Below are 24174 nucleotides of genomic sequence, written 5' to 3'. Positions count from 1 at the left end.
CCACCCCGCTAATCTGCGCATGTTCGCTTAAGAACGGCAATTGAAAAAGGGAGGTTTTCAATGTGCTTAAAATTGACGGGCGTGGCGGTATCGCTTGCCCTGCTTGCGGCAGCACCCGCATCCGCACAAACCACCATCACGATCTGGAGCTGGAACGTTGCCGCATCGGCGCTGAAATCTACCTTGGAAGGCTTCAACAAGGCCAATCCGGACATCAAGGTGGATGTGCAGGATCTCGGCAACAATCAGGTTTATGATAAGGCGCTCGCCGCCTGTGCCGCTGGCGGGGAGGGCCTGCCGGATATCGTAACCGTTGAAAACTTTGAGGCCGAAGTTTTCTGGAGCCGCTTTCCGGATTGCTTTACCGATGTCACCGCGCTCGGTTACACGCCTGAAAAGCAGGCGCTTTTCCCTGAATTTAAACGCACGGAACTGGAAGTCGATGGCGTCGCCTATGCCGTTCCGTGGGACTCCGGTCCTGTTGCCGTTTTCTACCGCCGTGACTTCTATGAAAAGGCCGGTGTGGATCCGGCGACCATCAAGACCTGGGACAATTTCATTGCCGCCGGCAAGAAGGTCATGGAGGCCAATCCCGGCGTGGTCATGACGCAGGCCGACTTCAATGGTGATAGCGAATGGTTCCGCATGATCTCCAATGAGCAGGGCTGCGGTTACTTTTCGACAGATGGGCAATCAATCACCATCAATCAGCCGGCCTGCGTTGCGACGCTGGAAAAGCTGAAGCAGATGAAGGATGCGGGCATCATCACAGCTGCGATCTGGGATGAAAAGATCCAGGCCAACACGGCAGGCAAGGTCGCGAGCCAGATGTATGGAGGCTGGTACGAAGGCTCGATCCGCTCCGGCTCTCCAGACCTTTCCGGCAAGTGGGGCGTCTATCCCATGCCGAGCCTAACGGCAGATGGTCCTCGGGCGGCCAACCTCGGTGGCTCGTCGCTTGCCATCAGCTCCGTCTCCAAGAACAAGGAAGCGGCGTGGAAATTCGTCGACTATGCGCTGACAACGAATGAAGGCCAGGTGACGATGCTGAAATCCTTCGGCCTCGTTCCGTCGCTCCTGTCTGCCGTCAACGATCCGTTCGTCAAGGAGCCGCAACCCTATTGGGGCGGGCAGGCCGTATGGACGGATATTCTGGCGACCCTGCCGAAGATCAAGCCGAGCAGAGGCACGGCCTATCAGTCGGATGCGGAAGGCATCTACCGTGCGGTCCAGACCAAATATCTGGCGGGCGGTTACCCGGACGCCAAGACGGCACTCGACGATGCCGCCAAGCAGATCGAATCCGCAACGGGTCTTCCGGCTGCACAGTGATCTCCCAAGCTGAACCAGAGCCGGGCGCCCCTTGCATGGGGCGCCCGGATAGGCTCAGCCTTCATGCACAATCATCATTCGGGAGGTGAAGATGCCCATCAGAACCAGGGTCGCCTACGCGTTTCTCGCGCCCTATCTTTTGATCTTCACGACGTTCTGGCTCTGGCCAATCATCAATTCGTTTCTGCTGTCGTTCCAGAACACACGCGTCAATCCGTGGCGCTTTGCGCCGACGATGAACTGGGGCCGTCTGATCGGCGACCCGGCATTCTACAACGCACTTTACAACACGCTGATCATCCTCGTCATTCAGGTGCCGATCATGATCGCGCTGGCCACCATCATGGCCGTGCTGCTCAATTCTCCGATGCTGAAGGCAAGACCGCTTTACCGCTTTGCCTTCTTCGCCCCGGTTGTCGTGGGTGAGGTTGCCTATGCTGCCGTCTTCCGTCTGATGTTCAGTGCCGATTTCGGCATCATCAACAAGATGCTGGTGAATGTCGGCCTCCCACCCATATCGTGGTTCGACAATGCCACAGCCGCCATGGCGCTGATCATTATCGCCGTGACGTGGCGGTGGGCGGGCTATAACGCGATCATCATTCTTGCTGGCCTGCAATCCATTCCAGGCGACGTCTATGAGGCGGCGCGGCTGGATAGGGTCAGCAAGCGCCAACAATTCTTTCACATCACGCTGCCGCTTCTCAAACCCATCATCATCTTCTGCATGGTGTTGTCGGTCATCGGGACGATGCAGCTCTTCACCGAGCCTTTCCTTATCACCAATCGCGGTGGGCCGGGTGGCGGAACAGAGACGCTTGGCATCTTCCTCTACCGCCAGGGCTTCACCTCGCTCAATTTCGGCTATGCCTCGGCTATTGCCTATACGATCGCAGCGCTTGCCATCGTCATATCGCTCTTCAATCTCTGGGTCGGGAGGGAGCAGAAATGAGGTCGAAATCGAGATCGCTTCTCTGGCAGAAAATAGCACTGCACGCGACGCTGACGCCGCTTGCGCTGATCTGGCTCTTCCCGCTGTGGATGATGTTCGTCTTCTCCACCATGCCGGATTACGGCATCTTCAGCCCAAATATCGAGTTGATCCCGTCGACGCATTTCATCGAGAATTTCCAGAACCTCCAGGCCGATACCGATTTTCTACGGGCCATGTTCATCTCGATTACGGTAGCGGTGGTCTACACGGTTCTTTCCGTCATGCTGACCTCGATGGCCGGATGGGCCTTGGCGCGCTATCGCTTCGCCGGACGCTCAGTGGTGGTTGCTATCATTATCGGTACGATCACCTTGCCTTATGCGGTGGTCGTCATTCCGCAGTTCATCATGGTGGCTCGCGAATTCAAGCTTGCCAATACATGGGTAGCCCTGATCGTACCGCCGCTGTTCAACTCGCTCGGCGTGCTCTTTATGCGCCAGTCTTTCACCATGATGCCGGGTGAGCTTTTCGATGCAGCGCGTGTGGAAGGGGTAAAGGAGTGGCAAATCTTCCTGCGCATAGCGCTTCCCCTTGCGCGCCCGACGATGGCCGCCCTTTCGATCATCCTGTTCCTGGCATCCTGGAACAACTACCTCTGGCCACTGCTGATCAATTCGCGGCCTGGCATGATGACCGCACCTGTCGCCCTCGGCACGTTGATCGGGCTCACCAAGGTTTCCTGGGGTGGTATCATGGCAGGTGCTGTTCTGCTCACCGCACCCATTCTCGTCATCTTCGTGGTGTTGCAGCGCCACTTCATCGCCGGCATCTCTGCCGGCGCCGTCAAGTAATCCGGGAGGAGCCGCATGGCGGGACTTTCACTTAAAAACGTCGTCAAACGTTATGGTTCGCTGGAGGTCATCCATGGTGCGAACCTGGAGATCGAGGACGGCGAGTTCGTGGTTTTTGTCGGCCCCTCCGGCTGCGGTAAATCAACTCTCCTGCGCATGATTGCCGGTCTTGAGGATATTTCCGACGGGGAGATCAGTATTGGTGGTGATGTCGTCAACGATGCCGAACCTGCCGATCGTGGCATAGCGATGGTCTTTCAATCTTACGCGCTTTATCCGCATATGACGGTCGAAGAAAACCTCTCCTTCGGCCTTCGTATGAACGGCAATCCGAAGACGGATACGGAAGCCCGTGTGCGGCGTGCCGCCGAAATTCTTCAGATCAACGAGTTGATGCAGCGCAGGCCAAAGCAGCTTTCCGGCGGCCAGCGGCAGCGTGTTGCCATCGGTCGGGCCATCGTGCGCGAACCGCAGGTGTTTCTGTTCGACGAACCGCTCTCAAATCTCGATGCGGAGCTGCGTGTGCAGATGCGCGTGGAAATCTCCAAGCTGCATAAGCAACTCGGGACCACGATGATCTACGTGACCCACGATCAGACAGAAGCTATGACGCTTGCCGACAAGATTGTGGTGCTGCGCGGTGGCAAGATCGAGCAGGCCGGTGCGCCGCTCGATCTCTATGATGATCCTGAAAACCGATTTGTTGCAGGCTTCGTCGGATCGCCGAAGATGAATTTTCTGCCGGGCATCGTCACTGGTGAAGCCGCCGAGGGCGTAACCATCACCCTCGACCACGCGCCGTCATTCTCACTGACCTTGCCGATTGCAGCACGGCCCGGAACCGGATCGCCTATAATTCTCGGCATTCGTCCGGAGCATTTCGAGGATGCCGGCAAGGCTGCTGATTTGACGGTCGCGGTAGATGTCGCGGAACATCTGGGTAACACCAGCTATGTCTACGCCCATCTGGCGGAGCAGCTACCGCTGGTCATCGAGCGACCCGAGTCCCGGCATGTCGGTAAACTCGATCGGCTTACCGTCTCTGTTCCTGCCAACAAGGCTTTCCTTTTCGACAGCGGTGGCAAGCGCCTACGCTGATCCCATTTTCCATCAAAAGCAGATGAGGACTACAATGCCCGACCTTAAACCTATACGCTGGGGTATCATCGGACCTGGCACCATCGCAAAGACCTTTGCCGAAGGCGTTGCACACTCCACCACCGGCAAGCTAGTCGCGATCGCCACGCGTAACCCCGATCGCCCGGGACTGAGCGATGGCTTCCCCGGCGCTCGCATCGTCAATGGCTACGACGCGCTGCTATCGGATGCTGAGATAGACGCGGTCTACATTGCAACCCCGCACACCGGCCATGCGGAATGGGCCATCAAGGCGATCCGCGCGGGCAAGCACGTGCTGGTGGAAAAGCCGATTGCGCTTTCGGCCTATGATGCCGATGCCATTTTTCATGAGGCCAAGAAGGCAGGGGTCTTCGTTGGCGAAGCCTATATGTACCGGCTGCATCCGCAGACCGCCAAGATTGTCGACCTGGTCAAGAGCGGCGCGATTGGCGAGGTGCGGATTATCCGTTCCAGTTTCGGCTTCAGCATGGGCAGCTTCCGCGCTGATCATCGGCTTTTTGCCAATGAGAGTGCCGGTGGCGGCATTCTCGATGTCGGAGGCTATCCGGTTTCCATGGCACGGCTAATTGCCGGTGCCGCTTCCGGTCAGCCTTTTATCGAGCCTACCAAGGTGTCCGGCGTCGCCCATCTCGGTCAGTCGGGCGTCGATGAATGGGCGTCCGCCGTCCTGAAATTTCCGAATGATATCATAGCCGAAGTCTCCTGCTCGATCATGGCAAACCAGGATAACGTGCTGCGCATCATCGGCTCTGAAGGGCGCATCGAAGTGCCAGACTTCTGGTTCGCCTCCGGCCATAAGGGCGGGGTCGGCAAGATCGATGTGATTAAGGGCAAGGAACGCCAGACCATCGATGTGGCGGAAGATCGCTATCTTTACTCGTTCGAAGTCGATGCGGCGGGTGAGGCCATCCGCAACACATCACCGGAATTTGCTTATCCTGGGATGAGCTGGGCCGACACGCTCGGGAATCTCAGGGTCATGGACCAGTGGCGCGCATCGGTCGGCCTGGAATATGGTGTGGAGACCGCAGCCAAGCGAGTTCTGAACATCGCTGGCGGCAAGGTCGCTCCCGGCAATTCCGTGCCCAAGCGGCAGATTCCGGGCGTTGCAAAGCCTGCCTCCGTCGTGGCGCTCGGTTTCGAGTTCTTTCCCAACTTCGCCTCCGCCTCGCTGACGCTCGACAGCTTCTACGAGGCAGGCGGCAATCTGTTCGATACAGCCTTCGTCTATGGCGGCGGCAAGACCGAAGCGATCTTCGGCGACTGGCACACCAGCCGCAACGTTCCGCGTGAAGAGATCGTGCTGATCGGCAAGGGAGCGCATTCGCCGCTTTGTTATCCTGACGTTATCGCCAAGCAGCTCGACCAATCGTTGAACCGGCTGAAGACGGATTATGTCGACATCTATTTCATGCATCGCGACAATACCGATGTCCCTGTGGGTGAGTTCGTCGATGCCATGGATGCCGAGGTGAAGCGCGGGCGCATCAGAGGCATTTTCGGTGGTTCGAACTGGACGCGCCAGCGCATGGATGAGGCGATTGCCTATGCTGAGAAGACCGGCAAGACAGCACCCGGCGCGCTGTCCAACAACTTCTCGCTGGCCGAGATGCTGGACCCGATCTGGGCCGGATGCGTGGCGGCGTCTGACGAGCCCTGGAAAGAGTGGGCGAAAGAACGCCAGATCCCAAACTTTGCCTGGTCAAGCCAAGGCCGAGGCTTCTTCACGGACAGAGCAGGCCGGGACAAGCGCGACGACGAAGAGATCGTGCGCGTCTGGTACTCCGAGCGCAATTTCGAGCGCCGTGACCGTGCCATCGAGCTCGCAAAGGAGCTTGGCCGTCATCCGATCCACATCGCACTTGCCTATGTGATCGCCCAGCCATTCCCGGTCATCCCGCTGATCGGTCCACGGACCATCGCCGAGTTGGAAGACAGCCTGTCGGCGCTCGACATCAAGCTGACGCCTGAGCAGGTCCGTTGGCTTGAGGCTTGAGTGAATGAGGATATCCGGCCTCCTAATGGTGGCCGGATATCATTTGGATTGCGAGGCGGAGATATCGCTATCGCCCGGAATGAGCTGCATCGGCCAGATGATGTTTTTTGGCTGATCGGGGTAAAAGCTGCTATAAGCCGGCATGGTCGACAGCAGGGTCTTGCCGACAGAGACGCCGAGATCACGCAGCGACATGCGAAAACTTGTGAGCCTCGGTTCGAGAAACTGGCCGCTCGGTCCTTCGCGAAAGCCGATCACGGCGAGATCTTGTCCGGCGCGAAGGTTGACCTCGGCCAAGCGCCGGTAGAGACCGATTGCCATCAATTCGTAGATCAGAATAAGCGCCGTTGGGCGCGGGCGCATTTGCAGCCATTCGCTTGCCGCGTGATAGCCACCCTGTTCGCTGGACTTGGCGCGGATGATGAGTTGGTCGTCATAGGGGAGCGAAGCTTCCTGCAGACCCTTGCGATACCCCTCCAGGAAGACGTAGCCGAGGTTGATATCGGTATCTGGTGCAGCAACGGCTATTGAACGATGACCTGCAGCGGCAAGACGAAGCACGGCGGTTCTCGCCACGCCTTCGAAATCGAGATCGATCCAGGCGTGATCGGTGCTGGAACCCGTTCGCCCAAGAGTGACAAAGGGAAGCCGTGTCTGCTTGAGGAAATCGACACGCTTGTCGATCCTGCTGGTGGAGGAGATGACCATCGCATCGACCATGCGCCGCGCTACCATCCGCTTTAAATATTCATCCGGATCTTCTTCGGCCGGACAAGGCAGCACAATGAGATCGAGATTGTGGGCGGAAAACACGCTTTGCAGCCCATCCGTCAGGCCGAGGAAGAAGTTGTCTGCATTCTCGACAGTCTGCGCATCGCTGCCTGTCATCAGGCCAATGACGTTGGTCGTTCCCTGTCTCAGACTCCGTCCAGACTGGTTCGCGACATAACCGAGCTTTTCGGCTGCCTCCAGAACCTTGCGGCGGGTATCGTCATTCACGTCCGGCTTGCCGTTCAAGGCGCGGGATACGGTGCCGATGGAGATATCCAGATAGTCTGCGAGCTGGCGTATGCCCTTCATGCATGTCCTCCCGGCTCCGGAATTGAGAAGCCTTTCACTATGGTCTTGACACATCTAGCACCTTAAGCATAGTCTCGTAAACGTTTACGAAAGCTGGTAGCGCAAAGAGGAGTTTGCGCGCAGCGGGGAGGATCATGTGACATTGAAAGCCGTTTTGTGCGGGTGCGGAGCTATGGCCAAAGGCTGGCTGCGCGCGATCGAATCACATCCAGATTTGCAGGCCTCAATCCGCATCTGCGGTCTTGTCGATTTGAACGAAACCGCGGCACGAACTCTAGCCGACGAGTTCTCGCTCCGCGACGTCGTCATCGGCAACGACCTCGAGGACGTCCTTACCAAAACCAGTGCAGACGTGGTTTTCGACGTTGTCATTCCTGCTGCGCGTTTCAGCGTGGTCGCCACCGCATTGGCGGCGGGGTGCCACGTGTTGAGCGAAAAGCCGATGGCGCCTTCTCTTAAAGAGGCGAAGACGCTGATCGACTTGGCAGCGGATGCCGGAAAAATTCACTCGATAGTTCAAAACAGACGATATATCAGAGGTATACGCCGACTTCGCCGCGCCGTTCAGGATAGGGTCATCGGCGCGCTGACCGCCATTCACTGCGACTTCTTTCTTGCGCCGCATTTCGGCGGCTTCCGCGAGGAAATGCACAATGTGCTGTTGCTGGACATGGCGATCCACACCTTCGATGCAGCGCGTTTCGTCGCCGATCAGGATCCTCTTGCGGTCTACTGCGTCGAGAAAAATCCTGCCGGCTCCTGGTATGCCCACGGCGCATCGGCCAACGCGATCTTCGAACTGTCCAATGATGTGGTGTTTACCTATCGCGGCTCCTGGTGTGCCGAAGGCGAGCGTACGAGTTGGGAAAGCACATGGCGGTTGGTCGGATCTGAGGGTATGATCCTGTGGGATGGGGAAGACAATTTCTCCGCATCCGTGGCAGGCGCCGAAGAGGGGCTTCTGCGCGGAGCGTCTACCGTAAACGTTTCTGAAATCGATGAGCAGGAGCAGACGCTAGGGCATGCGAGTGTGCTCCTGTCGTTCCTGCGCGCGATCGAAAACGGCACAGTTCCCGAGACCGTTTCGTCCGACAATATCAAAAGCTTGGCCATGGTCATGGGCGCGATTGAAAGTGCCCGCACTGGTCAGCGTATTCCTATCGAAATTTGAGGTCTAATATGAGCGATCCAGCAAAATCCGTCCGTATCGGCACCATGGTCAGTGCGACAAAGGGAGACGCCGCCGAGCGCATCTCTGAAATCGGCGACCTCGGTTTCGAGAGCTTCGAACCGTTCTTCTGGCAGACGACCAATGGCCAGGATCTGGCCGAGCTCGGCAAGCGTTGCGTCGAGGCGATCGGTGATCGCGATATCACCATTTCGACGCTCGGCATGTTCGGCAACCCTCTGGAGGAGACGGAAATGGATATCCAGACCCTGCAAGGCTGGAAGGACTGCATCGACAACGCCCATCATTTTGGCGCCACCTGCGTGGCAGGTTTTACCGGTCGCGTCCGGGGCAAACCTTTGCCGGAGAGCTTGCCACGCTACAAGCAAATCTGGAGCGAGCTGGCGAAACGCGCTGCCGACAAGGGTGTGAAGATTGCGTTTGAGAACTGCGCCATGGACGGCAACTGGCAGACGGGCGACTGGAACATCGCTCACAATCCTGATGCCTGGGAGATGATGTTCAACGAGACGCCAGACGACAATATTGGTCTTGAGTGGGAGCCCTGCCACCAGATGGTCTATCTGATCGACCCGCTGCCGCAAATCCGCAAATGGGCGCACAAGATTTTCCACGTCCATGGCAAGGACGCGACCATCCGTTGGGATGTGATCAAGGAGCACGGCATCTTCGGCAAGCACCGATTCGTTTTCATGCGCACGCCAGGCTTCGGCGACAGCAACTGGACCAATATCATTTCCGAGCTTCGGCTGGCCGGCTGGTCAGGCTCGATCGACATCGAAGGCTGGCATGATCCGGTCTATCGCGATCAGCTGGAAATGACCGGTCAGGTCCATGCGCTCAACTATCTGAAGCATAGCCGGGGAGGGGCCTTCGTCGATCTCGCCGCAGAATATGGAGGCGGCGACCCGTCACTTCTGTAAGGATAAGGCCGGTGGAGGCCGGCATCGCAATCATGATCAAAGGAGGAGTATCATGACTATTGCAAAGCTTATGGGTGCAGTTGCACTTGCCGCATTGTCGACGCCCGCATGGGCGGAGCCGGTTCAGATCAATCTCTGGACCGTCGATCGGCCGGGAGAGTACCACTACAAGATGGCGGAGGAATTCTCGGCCAAGAACCCGGACATCAAGGTCAACGTCCGCTCGGTTCAGTTCCCGGATATGGTCAACGAACTTGCGAAAGCCATGGCGACGGGTGAAGCGCCAGACGTTACCTATATCGACAATCCGGATGTAGCGCTTTTTGCATCGCGCAAGCTGCTGCTCGACATGAAGCCGATGATCGAAAAAAGCTCGGTCATCAAGCTCGACCAGATCCTGCCTGGCCCACTCGCTTCCGTTACCTATAAGGACGGCGTCTACGGTATCCCACGCGGCGCAAACACCATCGCGCTTTACTATAATGCTGACATGTACAAGGCCGCAGGCCTCGATCCGGACAAACCACCGCAGACATGGAACGAGCTTTACGATGCCGCCAAGAAGCTGACGCAACCGGATAAGGGTGTTTATGGCCTGGCCTTCTCCGCCGCAGCGACCGAAGAAGGCACGTTCCAGTTCCTGCCATGGCTGCAGATGGCGGGCGGTGATTACAACAAGGTCAATGTCCCGGGCGGTGTCGAAGCGCTGACACTGTGGAAGAAGTTCATCGACGAGGGGCTTGCGTCCAAGGACACGCTGATCCGTGGTCAATGGGATTCCACTGGCACCTTCAATGCCGGCAACGCTGCGATGAGCATTTCCGGCCCATGGGAGCTGCCGCGCATGAGTCAGGACGCGAAATTCGACTATCGCGTCGCGATCTTGCCTGTTCCAAAGGAAGGCGCGCCGCATGCCTCCGCGCTTGGAGAGGGCGACAACGTCATCGTTGCCAACTCCAAGCATCCGGAGGAAGCCTTCAAGTTCATCGAATATATGTATGAGCAGATGCCGCGTGTCTGGAACGAGTTCGGTTACGTTCCGGCCTATCCGGTCAAGACCGAAGACCCGAAATACCCGCAGGCCTACAAGGTGTTCGAAGAGTCGATGAAGTTTGCGCGCAACCGCGGGCCAAGCCCCGACTGGTCGAAGATTTCAAAGGCGATTCAGGTTGCCATTCAGACGACGCTGACTGGTCAGGCCAAGGCGGAAGATGCCCTGGCGACGGCACAGAAATCGATCGACAAGATCCTGGGCAAATAATCCGCAGCATCTGTCTGTCTCAAAGTGCTGCGGGCGAAGAAGTCTCGTCCGCAGCCGGTTTGCAAACTGCTTGAGCGCGTCAATCCCTAGGGTAGGTCATAGCACCCGGGGATGCTCATGTGAGATATCGGGAGGCGAAATGCTTCGTTTCAATCGAGTTTTTCGGGATGGTGGCGGATTTGACAGTGTGCTCGTGCTGTTCGCGCTCGCCTATCTTGTCGCATTTTCAGCCTTTCCGTTGATCTACAATTTTGTCATCTCGTTCCAGAGCGTCGATCTCTTCACCATCGCCACCTTCGATCGTCCGTTTGTCGGTCTCGATAATTACCGCGAGATCATAGACGATCCGCTATTCATCCCGATTGTTCGAAACACCTTTCTGTTCGTCTTTCTTTCGGTCATCTTCCAGCTGGGCATTGGGCTGGCGCTCGCCTTGTTCTTCCGGCTTGATTTCCCCGGGGCCTCGTGGCTGCGTGGTCTTTTCCTCGCGGGCTGGATCATGCCGGGACTGGTGGTCGGTGCGATCTGGGGCTGGATTCTGGCCGGTGACTTCGGCGTGGTGAACTGGCTTTTGCAATCGCTTGGTATCACCCAGCAGAAGATCTTCTGGCTCTCTGATCCGTCGATCTCGATCTATTCCGTCATCATCGCCAATATCTGGCTCGGCGTCCCCTTCAACATGATCCTGCTGTCGGTCGGCCTCGCTTCGATCCCCGACGATGTCTACGAGGCGGCGGAACTGGATGGCGCGACGCGCTTGCAGCGCTTCTTCACGATCACGCTGCCGATGATGCGGGCGCAGCTTGGTGCCGTCATTTCGCTCGGTATCATCTTCACCCTGCAGCAGTTCGACCTCTTCGCAGCGCTTACCCAAGGCGGGCCATCCAATGCCTCCAACGTGTTGCAATATTGGTCGTGGGAGCTTGCCTTCCGCGAGTATCGCATTGGCCATGGGTCGGTCGTTTCCGTCGTGATGACCCTTCTGGTCATCGTCGTTGCCACCGCTTATGTCCGCTCGACGAGGCACGAACATGTTGTCTAGTAACCTCTGGAAACGCTGGCTTCTGCTGGCCATCGCCCTCGTCGTCGTCGCGATCTACCTCTTCCCGCTCTACTGGATGTATGTGACGGCGCTGAAGACCAATACCGAAACCTTCGCCAATCCGCCGACACTCTGGCCGCATCATCCAGAGTTGAAAATAACCCGTGTCTGGAACGACATGGGCATGGATACCTTCATCCAGAACTCGCTGATCATCGCCTTTGGCACGGTGTCGCTTGTCGTGCTCTTCGGTACGGGTTGCGCCTATGCCCTTGCGCGTGTCCGCTCAATCTGGATGGATATGGCGCTCTTCCTTGTTTTGATGCTGCAAGTTCTGCCGCCGTCCCTGATGGTGACGCCCGTCTTCGTCGCCTTCAGCCAGCTTGGCCTGCTGTCATGGCCGCGCACGGGCGTGATCCTGGCGACCGCTGCCAACAAGCTGCCGCTCTATATCGTCCTGGTGCGTGCCGCCTTCACCCAGGTGCCGCGTGAACTCGAAGAGGCGGGCATGGTGGATGGGAACAGTCGCATCGGTGCGTTCCTGCGCATCTCGGTGCCGCTTGCGCGAAACGGCATTCTCGTTTCCGCAATTCTGATCTTCCTTCAGTCGCTCGGCGAATATGTCTATTCGCGCTCGCTTATTACCGATCGCGCCTTCCAGCCAGCGACGGTCGGCTTGCAGTTCTTCGTCGGGCCGAACGCCTCCGACTGGACCGGCATCATGACCTTCGCGGCGATCTATGTAACGCCCATTCTCATCATCTTCGTCCTGCTTCAGCGCCGCATCGTCAGCGGGCTGACATCCGGAGCGCTCAAATGAAATTGCAGATCGAACTGTCCGGCATCCAGAAACATTACGGCGCCTATCACGCGCTGCGCGGCATCGATATCGCCATCCCGAGAGGCCAGTTCGTGGCGCTTGTCGGGCCGTCCGGCTGTGGCAAGTCGACCTTGCTGCGCACACTCGCCGGATTGGAGACTATCTCGAGCGGCACAATCCGGATCGAAGGCGAAGATATCACCCGCCAGCCGCCGCGCACGCGCGATATCGCCATGGTGTTCCAGTCCTATGCTCTCTATCCGCACATGACAGTGGAGAAGAACCTCACCTATTCGCTTCGCCTCAAGGGTGTGGCCAAGGCCGAGGCGCGGCGCAAGGCGGAGGAGATCGCCGAGATCACCGGCCTGACTACTCTCCTCCAACGCTATCCACGCGAGCTTTCCGGTGGTCAGCGCCAGCGCGTGGCAATGGGCCGCGCCATCATCCGCAATCCCAAGGCCTTTCTTTTCGACGAGCCGCTTTCCAACCTCGATGCAGCGCTCCGCGTCCACATGCGCGCTGAAATCCGCAAACTGCACAACAGTCTGGATGCAACGTCCGTTTACGTGACGCATGACCAGATTGAAGCCATGACCATGGCCGACCATGTCGTCGTCATGCGAGCCGGCGCTATCGAACAGCAGGGAGCGCCGCTTGAGCTCTATGACCGGCCGGTGAACCGCTTTGTCGCTGGCTTCATTGGCTCCCCCGCTATGAATTTCGTGCCGGCTGTCGCGGCGGAAGACGGACGAACGCTCGTTTTGAATTTCGGTGGAAAGTCGAAGTCTCAAACGATCATGTCGCCCGTAGCTATTGTACCGGGTATGCGGGTCACGGTCGGCATCCGGCCCGAGCACATCACGCTCGCACCGCCCGGATCCTCGACGATCACGCTGCCGGTCGGGATCGTGGAAACAACAGGGTCAGCGACCTCCGTCACCACGGCGACGCAGCCGGAAATGACGGTGGCGCTTCAGGGAAGGAGCAATGTGAAAGCCGGCGACCTAGTGGGCTTCAACATCGATCCGGCATCTCTGCATCTCTTCGACCATGAGACCGAACAGCGCCTTTGATCGTCAAGGATCGGTGAAGCCCGCAACACGCAAATCCAGCGTGCCCGATCGCGGATCGTTCTTGAGGAACAGCGTGCCGTTATCATGGGATTCGGCAGCGACATAGTCGAAGGTCACATCCGCCGTATCCGTCGCTCCGTCTGCGCTGCGCAGCGCACCGACCACATGAACTGTGGCGGCCGTGGACTGGCTGACATTGTGGATGTCGAAGTTTACCCTGAAGCCGCTGCTGACAGGCTCTATCGAGACGACGGCAAGTTCGAAATCCGCTTTAGAATCGTCATAGCGATAGATGTCCCATGAAATCCAGCCCAGCATCGCTATCACGAGCAACGACGACACGATGCCGGTTACCCACTCGATCCAGTGAGGTGAAGACGTTTCGATATGGCCGTCTGCGGAGGATTTGGTCATGGCGTTCTCATAGCACGAGGCGGGCGGAAGCCGCGCCGATTGCAGCCGGGAAACTTAAAATCACGACGGCTGCAACGATCTGCGACAAGGATGTTCCCGAAAGCCGTTCAAAGCTCCACAGGCAATAGAGGCTGATGCCAAGGGCTATAACATAGCCTGGCATCGTAAAGCGGATGAAGGTGTTCCACCAGGCGCTGTCTTCCGGCTGGCCGTGTCCGCCCTTGAAATGCAGGGCGTAGACAAAACCATGCATCAATACGAGTGACAGCAGCACGGTGATCAGCGTCTGATAGGGTGTGATCTTGTAGGCGATCAGGATCATTTCCTCAGTCGGGGCGACATTCAGCGCAAGGAAGAGAGCGCCTACCAGCATCATGAAAAGCTCGACAAAATAGCTCGTCTCTGTTTCTGCGTCGTCGCTCTCATCATCGTCTTCGGAATGCATGCCGAGTTGGCTGCGGCCGAGAAGCGCACCGATGCTGGCAGGCACGGCTTGGAGTCCGATCTTTGCGACCGTCGTGCTGGTCGTCACCTGGTCGTTGATGATCCCGAAAAGCGCCAGAATGGCAGCGCTGACGATGATCGCAAGCCCGTAGGCTGTGACAGCATCGCGGATTGCCTCAAACCAGGAAGAGGTTTTCTCAAAGCCGACACGCTTTGCCAATACCACGAGAAGCGGGATATTAAGGAGGCATAGCAGCAGCAGCTTTTCCCGCGGCATGTAGAAGCCGAGAAACCACATCTCCATCGTCATGAACATGGGAAGTGCAAAGAGAAGCGCACCACCGACGCCGCGCGCAAGCCCGATCAGAAACTCTCTTTCCCTCGATGAGTGTTTGGTTGCGTTCTCAGTCATCGTGTTCCCCCCGGATGAGCTTATAACCTTCTGGATTATGGCCGGTTCCGGCAGGCCGTGAAGCGGCCAGTTTGGCAGGGATCGAGCGACTCAGTCCGTCAGACGGTCAAGGGGGTGTCGAAGTTAATTTTCGCAGGTGCGGATGGGCCGCGTTAACCATTTGTTAACCAAATCACCGCTACCTCTCTATCAACGAATTCTTTACCAAGATGACCAAAGTGCTAACAGACTCGCGTTCGATCCGTATCAAGGGCCGCTCATTTCTGGCGGTTGTTCTTTCTCCCGAGTCGCCGCTGGATGTCTGGCTGGAGCGACTTGACGATCTGGCAGCACGCTCTGCCGGGTTCTTTCTGTCACGTCCGGTGGTGCTGGATGTGGCCGAGCTGAAGCTCGACAAGGCAGGCCTCAAGTCCCTGTTGGCAGAGCTTTACAATCGCAACGTTGCCATCATGGGCATCGAGGGCGCGCGCCCTTCAATGATTGAAACTGGCATGCCGCCCGCGCTCAAGGGCGGAAAGCCGGCCTCCGATGTTGACGTGGAGCCAGTGGCGCTTGCCGAGGTGGAAACCCCGGCTCAGTCGCAGAAGGCACCGGTGACGGAAATCCGCAGCGTCGTTCAGTCGCTCATGATCAGCGAGCCTGTACGGTCCGGCCAGTCGATTATCTTTCCGGAAGGCGACGTGACGATCGTAGGCTCTGTTGCTTCCGGCGCAGAGGTGATCGCAGGCGGTTCGATCCATATCTACGGTGCGCTTCGCGGACGCGCCATGGCCGGTTCGCTGGGGAACGCCACAGCGCGCATCTTCTGCAAGAAGCTTGAAGCCGAGCTTCTCGCCATCGACGGTGTTTACAAGGTGGCGGAGGATATCGACCCGAAGCTTCGGGGGCAGGCCGTCCAGCTCTGGCTGGAAAACGATACGATCAAGGCGGACAAACTCAATTAAGCCGTAAGCGGCAAGGAAACAGGAGATCAGGATGGGGAAGGTAGTTGTCGTTACCTCCGGCAAGGGAGGCGTCGGAAAGACGACGTCCACCGCAGCACTTGGCGCAGCGCTGGCGCAGAACAAGGAAAAGGTTGTCGTCGTGGATTTCGACGTCGGTCTCCGCAACCTCGATCTGGTCATGGGTGCGGAACGTCGCGTGGTCTACGATCTGGTCAATGTCATTCAGGGCGATGCAAAGCTGACTCAGGCCCTCATTCGTGACAAGCGTCTTGAGACGCTGTTTCTGCTGCCGGCCTCCCAGACGCGCGACAAGGACAATCTGACGCCGGAAGGTGTCGAATGGGTCATCAATGAACTGAAGAAGCATTTCGATTGGGTTATCTGCGACAGCCCAGCCGGTATCGAGCGCGGCGCGACGCTTGCCATGCGCCATGCGGATGTTGCCGTTGTCGTCACCAATCCGGAAGTATCTTCCGTCCGCGACTCCGACCGCATCATAGGCCTTCTCGATTCCAAGACGATCAAGGCTGAGCGCGGCGAGCGGATGGAAAAACACCTTCTTCTGACCCGTTATGATGCCGCCCGCGCAGAGCGTGGCGATATGCTCAAGGTCGATGACGTTCTGGAAATCCTGTCTATTCCGCTGATCGGCATTATTCCTGAGAGCATGGACGTGCTGCGCGCCTCAAACGTTGGTGCCCCTGTTACGCTCGCAGACGCCAAGTCGGCACCGGCCATGGCGTATTTCGATGCGGCACGACGTTTGTCGGGTGAAGACATTCCCCTGTCGGTTCCCGGCGAAAAGCGCGGCATCTTCGCCAAGATTTTCGGGAGGGCTGCATGAGCATCTTCAGCCTTTTTCGCAAAGAGAAGTCCGCACCCGTCGCACGCGAACGATTGCAGGTGCTTCTGGCGCATGAGCGCACCAATCAAGGTTCGGATCTGGTGGCTATACTGCGTGAGGAAATTCTCGCCGCAATCGCCAAGCATGTGCAGATCGATAGCGACAAGGTCCATGTGAAGATGGACAGCGACGAACATATGTCGCTTCTTGAAATCGATGTAGAGATCCCCTTGAGCGCGGCGCTTCGCGCAGCCTGAGAAGATTGAGATGACGCCGGGCATTGTCCCGGCGTTTTCATTGGACGGTTTGACCTTCCCATCTGTGGCGATTCTGGACTAAGCCTGTCTAATTGACAGCGAAGGATGAACTGATGGCAGAGGTGGACAAGGCTGACGAGCGGGAAAAACAGACACACCGAAGAGGCTTTGGCGTCTCCACCGTCTATGAGACGCTGCGCAACGAGATCATCGAATTGCGGCTTGCGCCCGGCAGTCCGATCGACGAACTGCAACTGTCCGAACGCTTCTCGCTATCGCGCACACCCATTCGCGAGGCGCTGGTTCGTCTTTCCGCCGAGGGGTTGATCACGACGCTGACCAACCGTGCCACCATCGTGTCGCAGATCGACTTTCTAGGATTGCCGGAGTTCTTCGATGCATTGACGTTGATGTATCGTGTGACCACACGGCTTGCAGCCGCCAATCATACAGAAGCGGATATCACGCAGATTCGTGCCCTGCAGAGCGCATTCGCGCTTGCTGTCGAGCAACGTGACGCGCTGGCGATGATTTCCGCCAACCGCGATTTTCATGTCGCGATCGCGCAAGCCGGCGGCAACCGCCACTATGTCGAACTATTCACGCGGCTTCTGGACGAAGGCAGGCGTATTCTTCGTCTCTATTACTCGTCCTTCAACGATGTGCTTCCCAACCAATATGTCAGCGAACACGAGGACATGATCCAGGCAATCATCGACCGCAATGTCGAAAAGGCCGATGCGCTTGCACGGGCACATGCCGATCAGATCGTCACCCAGATCCGCTCCTATATTACTGCCGATACCCGCCAGAGCGCCAATCTTAGCCTGTGAGTCCGCCAGACGATACTCACGGATCAATACAGTTTGGCGGCCAAATTTCTTGTATTTTATTTGTCGACAGAGATGAGCTTCGATGCTAAAAGGGTGCATATCAGGCGGCTATGGTGCCGCAAAAGGATTGGAAACCATGGCCAGCACGATCTTCACCGGATGCATTCCCGCCCTCATGACGCCTTGCAAGGCGGACAGAACCCCTGACTTCGATCTCCTCGTGAAGAAGGGCAAGGAACTGATCGCTGCCGGTATGTCGGCAGTCGTCTATTGCGGTTCCATGGGCGATTGGCCGTTGCTGACAGACGAGCAGCGCCAGGAAGGCGTTAAGCGTCTTGCCGAAGCGGGTGTTCCAGTCATCGTCGGAACCGGCGCAATCAATACCAAGTCCGCCGTCAGCCATGCTGCGCACGCTGCAAAGGTCGGGGCCAAGGGCCTCATGGTCATTCCGCGTGTTCTGTCTCGCGGGTCGTCGGTTTCCGCGCAGAAGGCACATTTCTCCGCCATTCTGGAAGCAGCAAATGGTCTGCCGGCGGTCATCTACAACAGCCCTTATTACGGTTTCGCCACCCGCGCCGATCTCTTCTTCGATCTGCGCTCGCGCTATTCGAACCTCATCGGCTTCAAGGAGTTCGGCGGCAAGCAGGATATGACTTACGCTGCTGAAAACATCACCGCCGGTGACGACGACCTGACCCTCATGGTCGGCGTAGATACGGGTGTCTATCATGGCTTCGTCAACTGTGGCGCCGGCGGCGCCATCACCGGTATCGGGAATGCCCTGCCGAAGGAAGTGCTGCATCTGGTCGCATTGTGCGAAAAGGCAGCCAAGGGCGATGCAGCGGCACGCGTCGAAGCGCGCGAGTTGGAAGAGGCTCTGACGGTGCTCTCGACCTATGATGAAGGTCCTGACCTCGTTCTGCACTACAAGTATCTGATGGTCCTGAACGGCGATACCGAATACACGCTGCATTTTAACGAGACGGACGAATTAAGCGCATCGCAGCGCCGTCATCTGGAAAGCCAATACACCTTGTTCCAAAACTGGTACGCATCGCGCTACCCAGCTTGAATGGTAAGTGACCTACGCGCGGGAAGGCCGATGCTGTAGCGTCAAGAACGACGCGCGTGCATCAGTCACTCGTTTCTGAGAGGTAGGATTAGAACAAGCAAGGAAGAGGTGGCTGGACGTCAGTCACCTCTTTTTATTTCCGGGCCGTGAGGGAAGACTGATCTGCCAGCTCTCGTGATTTGTCGATCAAGCAGAGCCGTGGGTTTTTCTGACAGATAAAGCAATCAATCCATTTCAAGGACTATCAATTAGACAATGTTCTTCTTTCAGCGATTTGTTTGCAGATTGTTTAAAAGTTTACACTAACGTCGCCCTGAAGTTAGAGGGCTCGTCGCATGAAGAAGATTCTCAATTCCGTTTCCGGAAAGCTTATCCTAGCCACCGGAACAGCTATCGCCGGCATCATGATTGCTTACACCGCCGTCAACGTTCTGAACGTGAAGTCAGCGACAGAGCATGACGTCATGGCACTTGCAACGGAGAAGGCAGGTGCGGTCAGCCAGCGTATCGCTGCAGATATATCCGTCGCAACATCGGCAGGCGCAACGCTTGCTGCCACCATCGGTGGCTTCATTGAGAAAGGTTCGCGCAGCCGCGCCGACATCGTTTCGATGATCGAGACCGTAGCGCCGCAATATCCAAACGTTTTTGGCGCATGGATGTGTGAACTGGTTGATGGCAAAAGCCCGAAGCCGACCGTGGGCACCGAGGGGCTGAACAAGGAGGGCATCTTCACGCCCTACTGGACCAAGAGTGATAGCGGCAAGGTTGAGTTCTCGACATGGTCGATCAAGCCGGAGGATGAGTATTATGGCGGCGTGCTGAAGACCGGCAAGCCACTCATCACCTCTCCCTATCTCACCAACATGCAGAAGCTCGTCACATCGGTCTCGGTGCCGGTGAAGGTGGGTGGCACGCTCGTGGGTATGGCGGGTGTCGATATAAAGCTCGACGATCTGACCGCCAGCCTGTCGCAGATCAAGCCTTTCGAGGGTGGCAGCGTCATGTTGCTGGCGAGCAACGGCAAGTGGCTGTCGCACACCAACGCCGACAATCTGATGAAGGACTACGCCGATGTCGGCGCCGATCAGGTCAAGCAGGCCTTGGGAGACGGAAAGGTACGTGTGATCCACGGCCTTCCCGATGGTTCTGTCCGCCTGATCTATCCGTTCACTGCGCCTGGCATGAACACCACCTGGGCGACGGTACTGGACGTGCCGCCAGCGGTTTTCTCCGCGCCTGTCTGGCAGCAGATCTACAACATGCTGATCGGTAGCCTGATCATTCTCGTAGTGACGCTCGGCGTTATTCTCGTCGCGACCCAGATCCTGATCAAGAAGCCTCTGACCTCCGTTTTGGGGTCGGTCGGCAAGATGGCGAATGGCAACTACAAGGACCAGGTAGCCCAGACCGGAAAGAAGGATGAACTCGGCAATCTGGCAGCCGCTCTTGAGAAATTCCGCTTCGCGCTGGCTCGCGGCGAGGACGTCCAGGCCGAGCAGGAGCAGCTGCAACGTCAAGTCGAATCGGACCGCAAGCGTCAGAGTGACGTGGACAACGCCAAAGCAGAAGACCTCCGTCACTTCGTGGAAGTTGTTCAGAGCCGCTTCAACGCTCTGGCGGCTGGCGATCTGACCGTGCGGATGAACGAAAAAGTCGCGCCGGAATTCGAGTCTATCCGGCAGAACTTCAATGTGTCCGTTACCGCACTTGAAGAAACTATCAGCAATGTCGTGCAGGCGGTCTATACCATCCGCTCCGGCCTTACCGAAATTTCCACGGCGTCGAACGATCTTGCGCGCCGCACCGAGCAGCAGGCTGCGTCTCTGGAAGAAACCGTTGCAGCTCTGAGCGAAGTCACCCGTGGCGTCAACGACACAGCTGAAGGTGCATCCGATGCGCAAAGAAAGGTCGCAAGCGCCAGGGGCGATGCTGAAAAGGGTGGTGATGTCGTTGCCCGTGCCGTCGCCGCAATGACTGAAATTCAAGGATCGTCCAGCAAGATTGGCAATATCATCAGTGTGATCGATGAAATCGCCTTCCAGACGAACCTCTTGGCATTGAATGCCGGCGTGGAAGCTGCCCGCGCTGGCGAGGCAGGTAAGGGCTTTGCTGTCGTTGCCCAGGAAGTGCGGGAACTGGCTCAGCGTTCTGCGCAGGCCGCAAAGGAGATCAAGAGTTTGATCTCCATGTCGTCCAGCCAGGTAGAGGTCGGGGTTCAACTAGTTGAGGAAACCGGTGCGTCTCTCGGCAAGATCGTCGAGCAGGTTGTCGGCATGAGCCAGACCGTCAACCAGATCGCCTCCGGCGCTCGCGAACAGGCTGTCAGCCTTCGCGAGGTTTCGTCTGCGGCCGATCAGATGGACAAGGTGACACAGCAAAACGCGGCGATGGTTGAAGAAACCACAGCGGCGGCTCAGAGCTTGTCGCAGGAAACAGAAAACCTGGCCAGCATGGTTGGACGCTTCCGTGTCGGTAGTGAAAGCAGGATCGGCGCGGCGCATTCGCACCCACGCTACGCGATGGCAAGCTGATCAAACCTGCCTAAACGAGGGGCGTGGGGCTACAAAATCCCCCACGCCCTGAACCGTCCGCGCCCCGTCATCTCTCGCAATTCCAGTTGATTGGCAAGAACGACTGCACCCTGCGGCGTGGTACCGAGCGCCTTGACGATCATCGCGGTGGACACGACAGGATTTGCGAGAACGAGTTCGATCAGGTCGGGAAGCCTCGAATTCGAACGCCTTCCCGCAAGTCGCCTCTCCATGCGGCTCCTGCCGTTTAGCAGGCGGTCATGTTCCCTCATTCCCAGTTGCGAAGCCTCATGCATCCCGTCGAGGATTGCGATCAGACGCTCCTCCTGATGCGGTGAATGGCGTCGCTCTCGTTGGATGGTGCGGAGTCCGGTGTTAAGCGCCGGAAGCGTTGCCAATCCCCCCGCGCGAAGGGAGGCCGCTGCCAACTGACGGCCAAGCCAGGGGCTGCGATCCAGAACCTCAAGGCTGCGCCAGGCATCAAGCAGTATCGCCGCACGGAGCGGTCCGGGATGATCAACGCATTGATCCACAAGCTTTCGCCATTGCTGAAGCCGGTCGTCTTCGCTTTCCTCTACGGCCCCCCTGTCCTCGGGTATTTCTGAGGATCGCAACGCGGGTGAACGGTAGCTGAGGGCATCGCTGACCATAGCGCTGCTGCGTAAAAGCAGGGCATCCATTTCGGCGAGCTCCTCGGCAAGAGCGTCATCCGTATTGTTCTTGTCTTCGCGGTCGGGCTGTTCAGTGTCGTCGTTATCAGTATCGACATTTGGCGATAGCGGCTGCGGTTGTGAACTTTTGCCACGCAACAGATTGATGCCCTCGTCGCCGAACGGCCACTGCGGCGCATGGCTTTCCATCAATCGTCTTGCGCGAAGGATACGGTGTGCGTTGACGATTTCGTTTGTAGGAGCTCGGATATCCATCCGTGCATCGTGAAGGACAAGATCCTCGACATGCACCAATTCGCCATCGATCCAGAGGGAAGAGACCGCGTCCTGAAAATTCTGCCGCTGCAGGAACCCCTCGCGGATTGGCGAACGGCTCACCCGTTCATCGAAGCGCGCCAGCGCTTCGGCTGCCCGCGTGAGCGGCAACAGAAGCTTGGATGGCTTGAGAAGCGAAAACGCGTAGGTCATTGGATTCCAATAGGGGAGACGCCGCAGTGAAAGCAATCCCGCAGTTTATGTTTCAAACGATGTTCACAGGTATAGAAAGAACTGCCTAGCCGGGCACCTGTGCCGAGGTCATACCGGTCGGATGAAAGTCTCATGGCGAGACGCCACGAAGCACCTATACTTGCAAACAATAAGTAGTCCGAATTATCTTGTCCGCTCTTGTTGCGGGGGTGTATAGCCCTCAGACGCCAGTTGCTGATACCAGCACCCCACGGCCCAAATATTGTTTTTCCGGCTTGAAATAAACGGAGACCACCATGAGCAACCTTCCAGATCAAACAACCGCTGGAACTCCTCCTGATCAAAAAACGAGATTGAAGTCGATCATCGGCGGATCGGCGGGCAACCTCGTCGAATGGTATGATTGGTATGTCTATTCCGCATTTACCCTTTATTTCGCGCCGATCTTCTTTCCATCTGGCAACCAGACGGCAGAGCTGTTGAGTGCAGCCGCGGTATTTGCCGTGGGCTTTCTGATGCGTCCGATCGGTGCATGGCTGATGGGAACCTACGCAGACCGCAAGGGCCGCAAGGCGGGGCTGACGCTGTCTGTAACGCTCATGTGTCTGGGATCTCTAATGATTGCCGTGACGCCCGGGCACGAGACGATCGGCATTGCAGCGCCCGCCATTCTCGTTCTCGCGCGCCTGATCCAAGGGATCAGCGTTGGCGGCGAATATGGGGCAAGCGCAACCTATCTCAGCGAAATGGCGGGAAAGAACCGCCGTGGCTTCTTTTCCAGTTTTCAGTATGTGACGCTTATTTCCGGTCAGCTTGTCGCGCTTGCCGTGCTTCTGGTGTTACAGCGCCTGTTGACGCCAGAGCAACTCAGCCAATGGGGCTGGCGCATTCCCTTTTTCATCGGTGGTATCCTTGCCATCGCGGTGTTCTACATCCGGCGCGGGCTTGTCGAAACCCACTCTTTCCAGAACGCTAAGGCAGCCACCGCTCAGACACCAAAATCCAGCGGATGGGCGCTCTTCAAGCACTATCCGAAAGAGGCGCTGATGGTGATGGCGTTGACATCTGGCGGCACGCTCGCTTTCTATGCCTACACCACCTATCTGCAGAAATTCCTCGTCAATACGTCCGGTTTCAGCAAGGAATCCGCGACCGAGATCACCACGGTCGCGCTTTTTGTCTTCATGCTTTGCCAGCCGCTGGCAGGCGCCCTGTCGGATAAAATCGGCCGTAAGCCGCTGATGGTCGGTTTCGGTATTCTTGGCACGCTGTTCACCTATGTCATCTTCAGCGTTCTTTCGACGACCACAGACCCTTATATCGCGTTTGCCCTGGTGCTTGGCGGCCTATTGATCGTAACGGGCTACACGTCGATCAACGCGGTGGTTAAAGCAGAGCTGTTTCCCGCCCATATTCGTGCGCTCGGTGTGGCGCTCCCCTATGCGCTGGCCAACACCATCTTTGGCGGCACTGCGGAATTCGTAGCCTTGAAATTCAAGCAGATTGGGCATGAAAGCTGGTTCTTCTGGTATGTTACGCTGATGATCGCGCTATCATTGATTGTGTATGTAAAGATGCGCGATACGCGCGACCACAGCCACATCCACGAGGATTGAGCGAACCCGGCCTTCGGATATTGT

The 24174-nt window shown here is 57.4% G+C and carries 22 protein-coding genes; 18 read left to right on the top strand and 4 right to left on the bottom strand.

Features of this window, described 5'->3' with window-relative positions:
* The first annotated feature begins 60 nt into the window (after window positions 1-60).
* The 5 genes from QZ869_RS05885 (at window position 61) to QZ869_RS05865 (ending at window position 6253) form a co-directional block, all read left to right on the top strand.
* Window positions 61-1332, top strand: a complete 1272-nt coding sequence (locus tag QZ869_RS05885; RefSeq protein WP_296103198.1) for a sugar ABC transporter substrate-binding protein — start codon at window positions 61-63, stop codon at window positions 1330-1332.
* A gap of 91 nt (window positions 1333-1423) precedes the next feature.
* The gene (locus tag QZ869_RS05880; RefSeq protein WP_296014219.1) at window positions 1424-2284 is read left to right on the top strand and encodes a carbohydrate ABC transporter permease; all 861 of its coding nucleotides are present in this window, start codon (window positions 1424-1426) and stop codon (window positions 2282-2284) included.
* Complete coding sequence (locus QZ869_RS05875; RefSeq protein ID WP_296014220.1) at window positions 2281-3117, top strand: carbohydrate ABC transporter permease; 837 nt, start codon at window positions 2281-2283, stop codon at window positions 3115-3117. Before QZ869_RS05880 ends, QZ869_RS05875 begins: the two co-directional genes overlap by 4 nt.
* 15 nt (window positions 3118-3132) lie before the next feature.
* Window positions 3133-4215 (top strand): ABC transporter ATP-binding protein, encoded by a 1083-nt coding sequence (locus QZ869_RS05870; RefSeq protein ID WP_296103195.1) that lies wholly within the window; start codon window positions 3133-3135, stop codon window positions 4213-4215.
* 34 nt (window positions 4216-4249) lie between these two features.
* Window positions 4250-6253: an aldo/keto reductase gene (locus tag QZ869_RS05865; RefSeq protein ID WP_296103191.1), complete on the top strand. Its 2004-nt coding sequence runs from the start codon at window positions 4250-4252 to the stop codon at window positions 6251-6253.
* A 39-nt stretch (window positions 6254-6292) separates the two neighbouring features.
* Here the strand turns inward: QZ869_RS05865 and QZ869_RS05860 are convergent, their stop codons facing one another.
* Window positions 6293-7333 (bottom strand): LacI family DNA-binding transcriptional regulator, encoded by a 1041-nt coding sequence (locus QZ869_RS05860; protein WP_296014224.1) that lies wholly within the window; start codon window positions 7331-7333, stop codon window positions 6293-6295.
* 136 nt (window positions 7334-7469) lie between these two features.
* Between QZ869_RS05860 and QZ869_RS05855 the strand changes: the two genes are divergently transcribed.
* The 6 genes from QZ869_RS05855 (at window position 7470) to QZ869_RS05830 (ending at window position 13641) form a co-directional block, all read left to right on the top strand.
* Window positions 7470-8504: a Gfo/Idh/MocA family oxidoreductase gene (locus QZ869_RS05855; protein WP_296079998.1), complete on the top strand. Its 1035-nt coding sequence runs from the start codon at window positions 7470-7472 to the stop codon at window positions 8502-8504.
* A gap of 8 nt (window positions 8505-8512) precedes the next feature.
* Window positions 8513-9445 carry a sugar phosphate isomerase/epimerase gene (locus tag QZ869_RS05850; RefSeq protein ID WP_296103189.1) on the top strand — a complete coding sequence of 311 codons (933 nt, stop codon included), beginning with the start codon at window positions 8513-8515 and terminating at the stop codon, window positions 9443-9445.
* Between the two features lie 52 nt (window positions 9446-9497).
* Window positions 9498-10706 carry a sugar ABC transporter substrate-binding protein gene (locus QZ869_RS05845; RefSeq protein ID WP_296039154.1) on the top strand — a complete coding sequence of 403 codons (1209 nt, stop codon included), beginning with the start codon at window positions 9498-9500 and terminating at the stop codon, window positions 10704-10706.
* A gap of 139 nt (window positions 10707-10845) precedes the next feature.
* Window positions 10846-11748, top strand: coding sequence for a carbohydrate ABC transporter permease (locus tag QZ869_RS05840; RefSeq protein ID WP_296079993.1), 903 nt, complete (start codon window positions 10846-10848; stop codon window positions 11746-11748).
* Complete coding sequence (locus QZ869_RS05835; protein ID WP_296039157.1) at window positions 11738-12568, top strand: carbohydrate ABC transporter permease; 831 nt, start codon at window positions 11738-11740, stop codon at window positions 12566-12568. The genes QZ869_RS05840 and QZ869_RS05835 overlap by 11 nt, the downstream gene beginning before the upstream one ends.
* The gene (locus QZ869_RS05830) at window positions 12565-13641 is read left to right on the top strand and encodes an ABC transporter ATP-binding protein (RefSeq protein WP_296079989.1); all 1077 of its coding nucleotides are present in this window, start codon (window positions 12565-12567) and stop codon (window positions 13639-13641) included. The genes QZ869_RS05835 and QZ869_RS05830 overlap by 4 nt, the downstream gene beginning before the upstream one ends.
* Window positions 13642-13644: 3 nt before the next feature.
* Here QZ869_RS05830 and QZ869_RS05825 read toward each other — a convergent pair whose 3' ends face one another.
* Complete coding sequence (locus tag QZ869_RS05825) at window positions 13645-14055, bottom strand: TIGR02588 family protein (RefSeq protein WP_296017616.1); 411 nt, start codon at window positions 14053-14055, stop codon at window positions 13645-13647.
* Window positions 14056-14062: 7 nt separating this feature from the next.
* Window positions 14063-14911, bottom strand: a complete 849-nt coding sequence (locus QZ869_RS05820; RefSeq protein WP_296017614.1) for a TIGR02587 family membrane protein — start codon at window positions 14909-14911, stop codon at window positions 14063-14065.
* Window positions 14912-15120: 209 nt separating this feature from the next.
* Here QZ869_RS05820 and minC point away from each other — a divergent pair, with 209 nt between their 5' ends.
* The 6 genes from minC (at window position 15121) to QZ869_RS05790 (ending at window position 21395) form a co-directional block, all read left to right on the top strand.
* Window positions 15121-15855: a septum site-determining protein MinC gene (minC, locus tag QZ869_RS05815; RefSeq protein ID WP_288431124.1), complete on the top strand. Its 735-nt coding sequence runs from the start codon at window positions 15121-15123 to the stop codon at window positions 15853-15855.
* Window positions 15856-15886: 31 nt separating this feature from the next.
* Window positions 15887-16699, top strand: coding sequence for a septum site-determining protein MinD (gene minD / locus QZ869_RS05810; RefSeq protein ID WP_296017608.1), 813 nt, complete (start codon window positions 15887-15889; stop codon window positions 16697-16699).
* Window positions 16696-16956, top strand: a complete 261-nt coding sequence (minE, locus tag QZ869_RS05805; protein ID WP_296017605.1) for a cell division topological specificity factor MinE — start codon at window positions 16696-16698, stop codon at window positions 16954-16956. Before minD ends, minE begins: the two co-directional genes overlap by 4 nt.
* Before the next feature lie 113 nt (window positions 16957-17069).
* On the top strand, window positions 17070-17789 hold the full coding sequence (locus QZ869_RS05800; RefSeq protein ID WP_296103186.1) for a GntR family transcriptional regulator: 720 nt from the start codon (window positions 17070-17072) through the stop codon (window positions 17787-17789).
* A 136-nt stretch (window positions 17790-17925) separates the two neighbouring features.
* The gene (locus QZ869_RS05795) at window positions 17926-18861 is read left to right on the top strand and encodes a dihydrodipicolinate synthase family protein (RefSeq protein ID WP_296103184.1); all 936 of its coding nucleotides are present in this window, start codon (window positions 17926-17928) and stop codon (window positions 18859-18861) included.
* A 344-nt stretch (window positions 18862-19205) separates the two neighbouring features.
* Complete coding sequence (locus QZ869_RS05790; RefSeq protein WP_296103624.1) at window positions 19206-21395, top strand: methyl-accepting chemotaxis protein; 2190 nt, start codon at window positions 19206-19208, stop codon at window positions 21393-21395.
* 29 nt (window positions 21396-21424) lie between these two features.
* Here the strand turns inward: QZ869_RS05790 and QZ869_RS05785 are convergent, their stop codons facing one another.
* The gene (locus QZ869_RS05785; RefSeq protein WP_296103182.1) at window positions 21425-22534 is read right to left on the bottom strand and encodes an RHE_PE00001 family protein; all 1110 of its coding nucleotides are present in this window, start codon (window positions 22532-22534) and stop codon (window positions 21425-21427) included.
* Between the two features lie 296 nt (window positions 22535-22830).
* Here QZ869_RS05785 and QZ869_RS05780 point away from each other — a divergent pair, with 296 nt between their 5' ends.
* Window positions 22831-24150 (top strand): MFS transporter, encoded by a 1320-nt coding sequence (locus QZ869_RS05780; RefSeq protein ID WP_296017595.1) that lies wholly within the window; start codon window positions 22831-22833, stop codon window positions 24148-24150.
* The last annotated feature ends 24 nt before the right edge of the window (window positions 24151-24174 follow it).

It is taken from the genome of uncultured Agrobacterium sp., from assembly GCF_913777885.1.
Lineage (GTDB): Bacteria > Pseudomonadota > Alphaproteobacteria > Rhizobiales > Rhizobiaceae > Agrobacterium.
This window is presented reverse-complemented; position numbering and strand designations above follow the sequence as displayed.

Coding starts and splice junctions, on each gene's coding strand:
- QZ869_RS05865 (WP_296103191.1), top strand. CDS start 4,250: ATGCCCGACCTTAAACCTATACGCTGGGGTATCATCGGACCTGGCACC.
- minC (WP_288431124.1), top strand. CDS start 15,121: ATGACCAAAGTGCTAACAGACTCGCGTTCGATCCGTATCAAGGGCCGC.
- QZ869_RS05825 (WP_296017616.1), bottom strand. CDS start 14,055: ATGACCAAATCCTCCGCAGACGGCCATATCGAAACGTCTTCACCTCAC.
- QZ869_RS05835 (WP_296039157.1), top strand. CDS start 11,738: ATGTTGTCTAGTAACCTCTGGAAACGCTGGCTTCTGCTGGCCATCGCC.
- QZ869_RS05845 (WP_296039154.1), top strand. CDS start 9,498: ATGACTATTGCAAAGCTTATGGGTGCAGTTGCACTTGCCGCATTGTCG.
- QZ869_RS05885 (WP_296103198.1), top strand. CDS start 61: ATGTGCTTAAAATTGACGGGCGTGGCGGTATCGCTTGCCCTGCTTGCG.
- QZ869_RS05785 (WP_296103182.1), bottom strand. CDS start 22,534: ATGACCTACGCGTTTTCGCTTCTCAAGCCATCCAAGCTTCTGTTGCCG.
- QZ869_RS05795 (WP_296103184.1), top strand. CDS start 17,926: ATGGCCAGCACGATCTTCACCGGATGCATTCCCGCCCTCATGACGCCT.
- QZ869_RS05780 (WP_296017595.1), top strand. CDS start 22,831: ATGAGCAACCTTCCAGATCAAACAACCGCTGGAACTCCTCCTGATCAA.
- QZ869_RS05860 (WP_296014224.1), bottom strand. CDS start 7,333: ATGAAGGGCATACGCCAGCTCGCAGACTATCTGGATATCTCCATCGGC.
- QZ869_RS05820 (WP_296017614.1), bottom strand. CDS start 14,911: ATGACTGAGAACGCAACCAAACACTCATCGAGGGAAAGAGAGTTTCTG.
- minE (WP_296017605.1), top strand. CDS start 16,696: ATGAGCATCTTCAGCCTTTTTCGCAAAGAGAAGTCCGCACCCGTCGCA.
- QZ869_RS05850 (WP_296103189.1), top strand. CDS start 8,513: ATGAGCGATCCAGCAAAATCCGTCCGTATCGGCACCATGGTCAGTGCG.
- QZ869_RS05880 (WP_296014219.1), top strand. CDS start 1,424: ATGCCCATCAGAACCAGGGTCGCCTACGCGTTTCTCGCGCCCTATCTT.
- QZ869_RS05800 (WP_296103186.1), top strand. CDS start 17,070: ATGGCAGAGGTGGACAAGGCTGACGAGCGGGAAAAACAGACACACCGA.
- minD (WP_296017608.1), top strand. CDS start 15,887: ATGGGGAAGGTAGTTGTCGTTACCTCCGGCAAGGGAGGCGTCGGAAAG.
- QZ869_RS05875 (WP_296014220.1), top strand. CDS start 2,281: ATGAGGTCGAAATCGAGATCGCTTCTCTGGCAGAAAATAGCACTGCAC.
- QZ869_RS05830 (WP_296079989.1), top strand. CDS start 12,565: ATGAAATTGCAGATCGAACTGTCCGGCATCCAGAAACATTACGGCGCC.
- QZ869_RS05840 (WP_296079993.1), top strand. CDS start 10,846: ATGCTTCGTTTCAATCGAGTTTTTCGGGATGGTGGCGGATTTGACAGT.
- QZ869_RS05870 (WP_296103195.1), top strand. CDS start 3,133: ATGGCGGGACTTTCACTTAAAAACGTCGTCAAACGTTATGGTTCGCTG.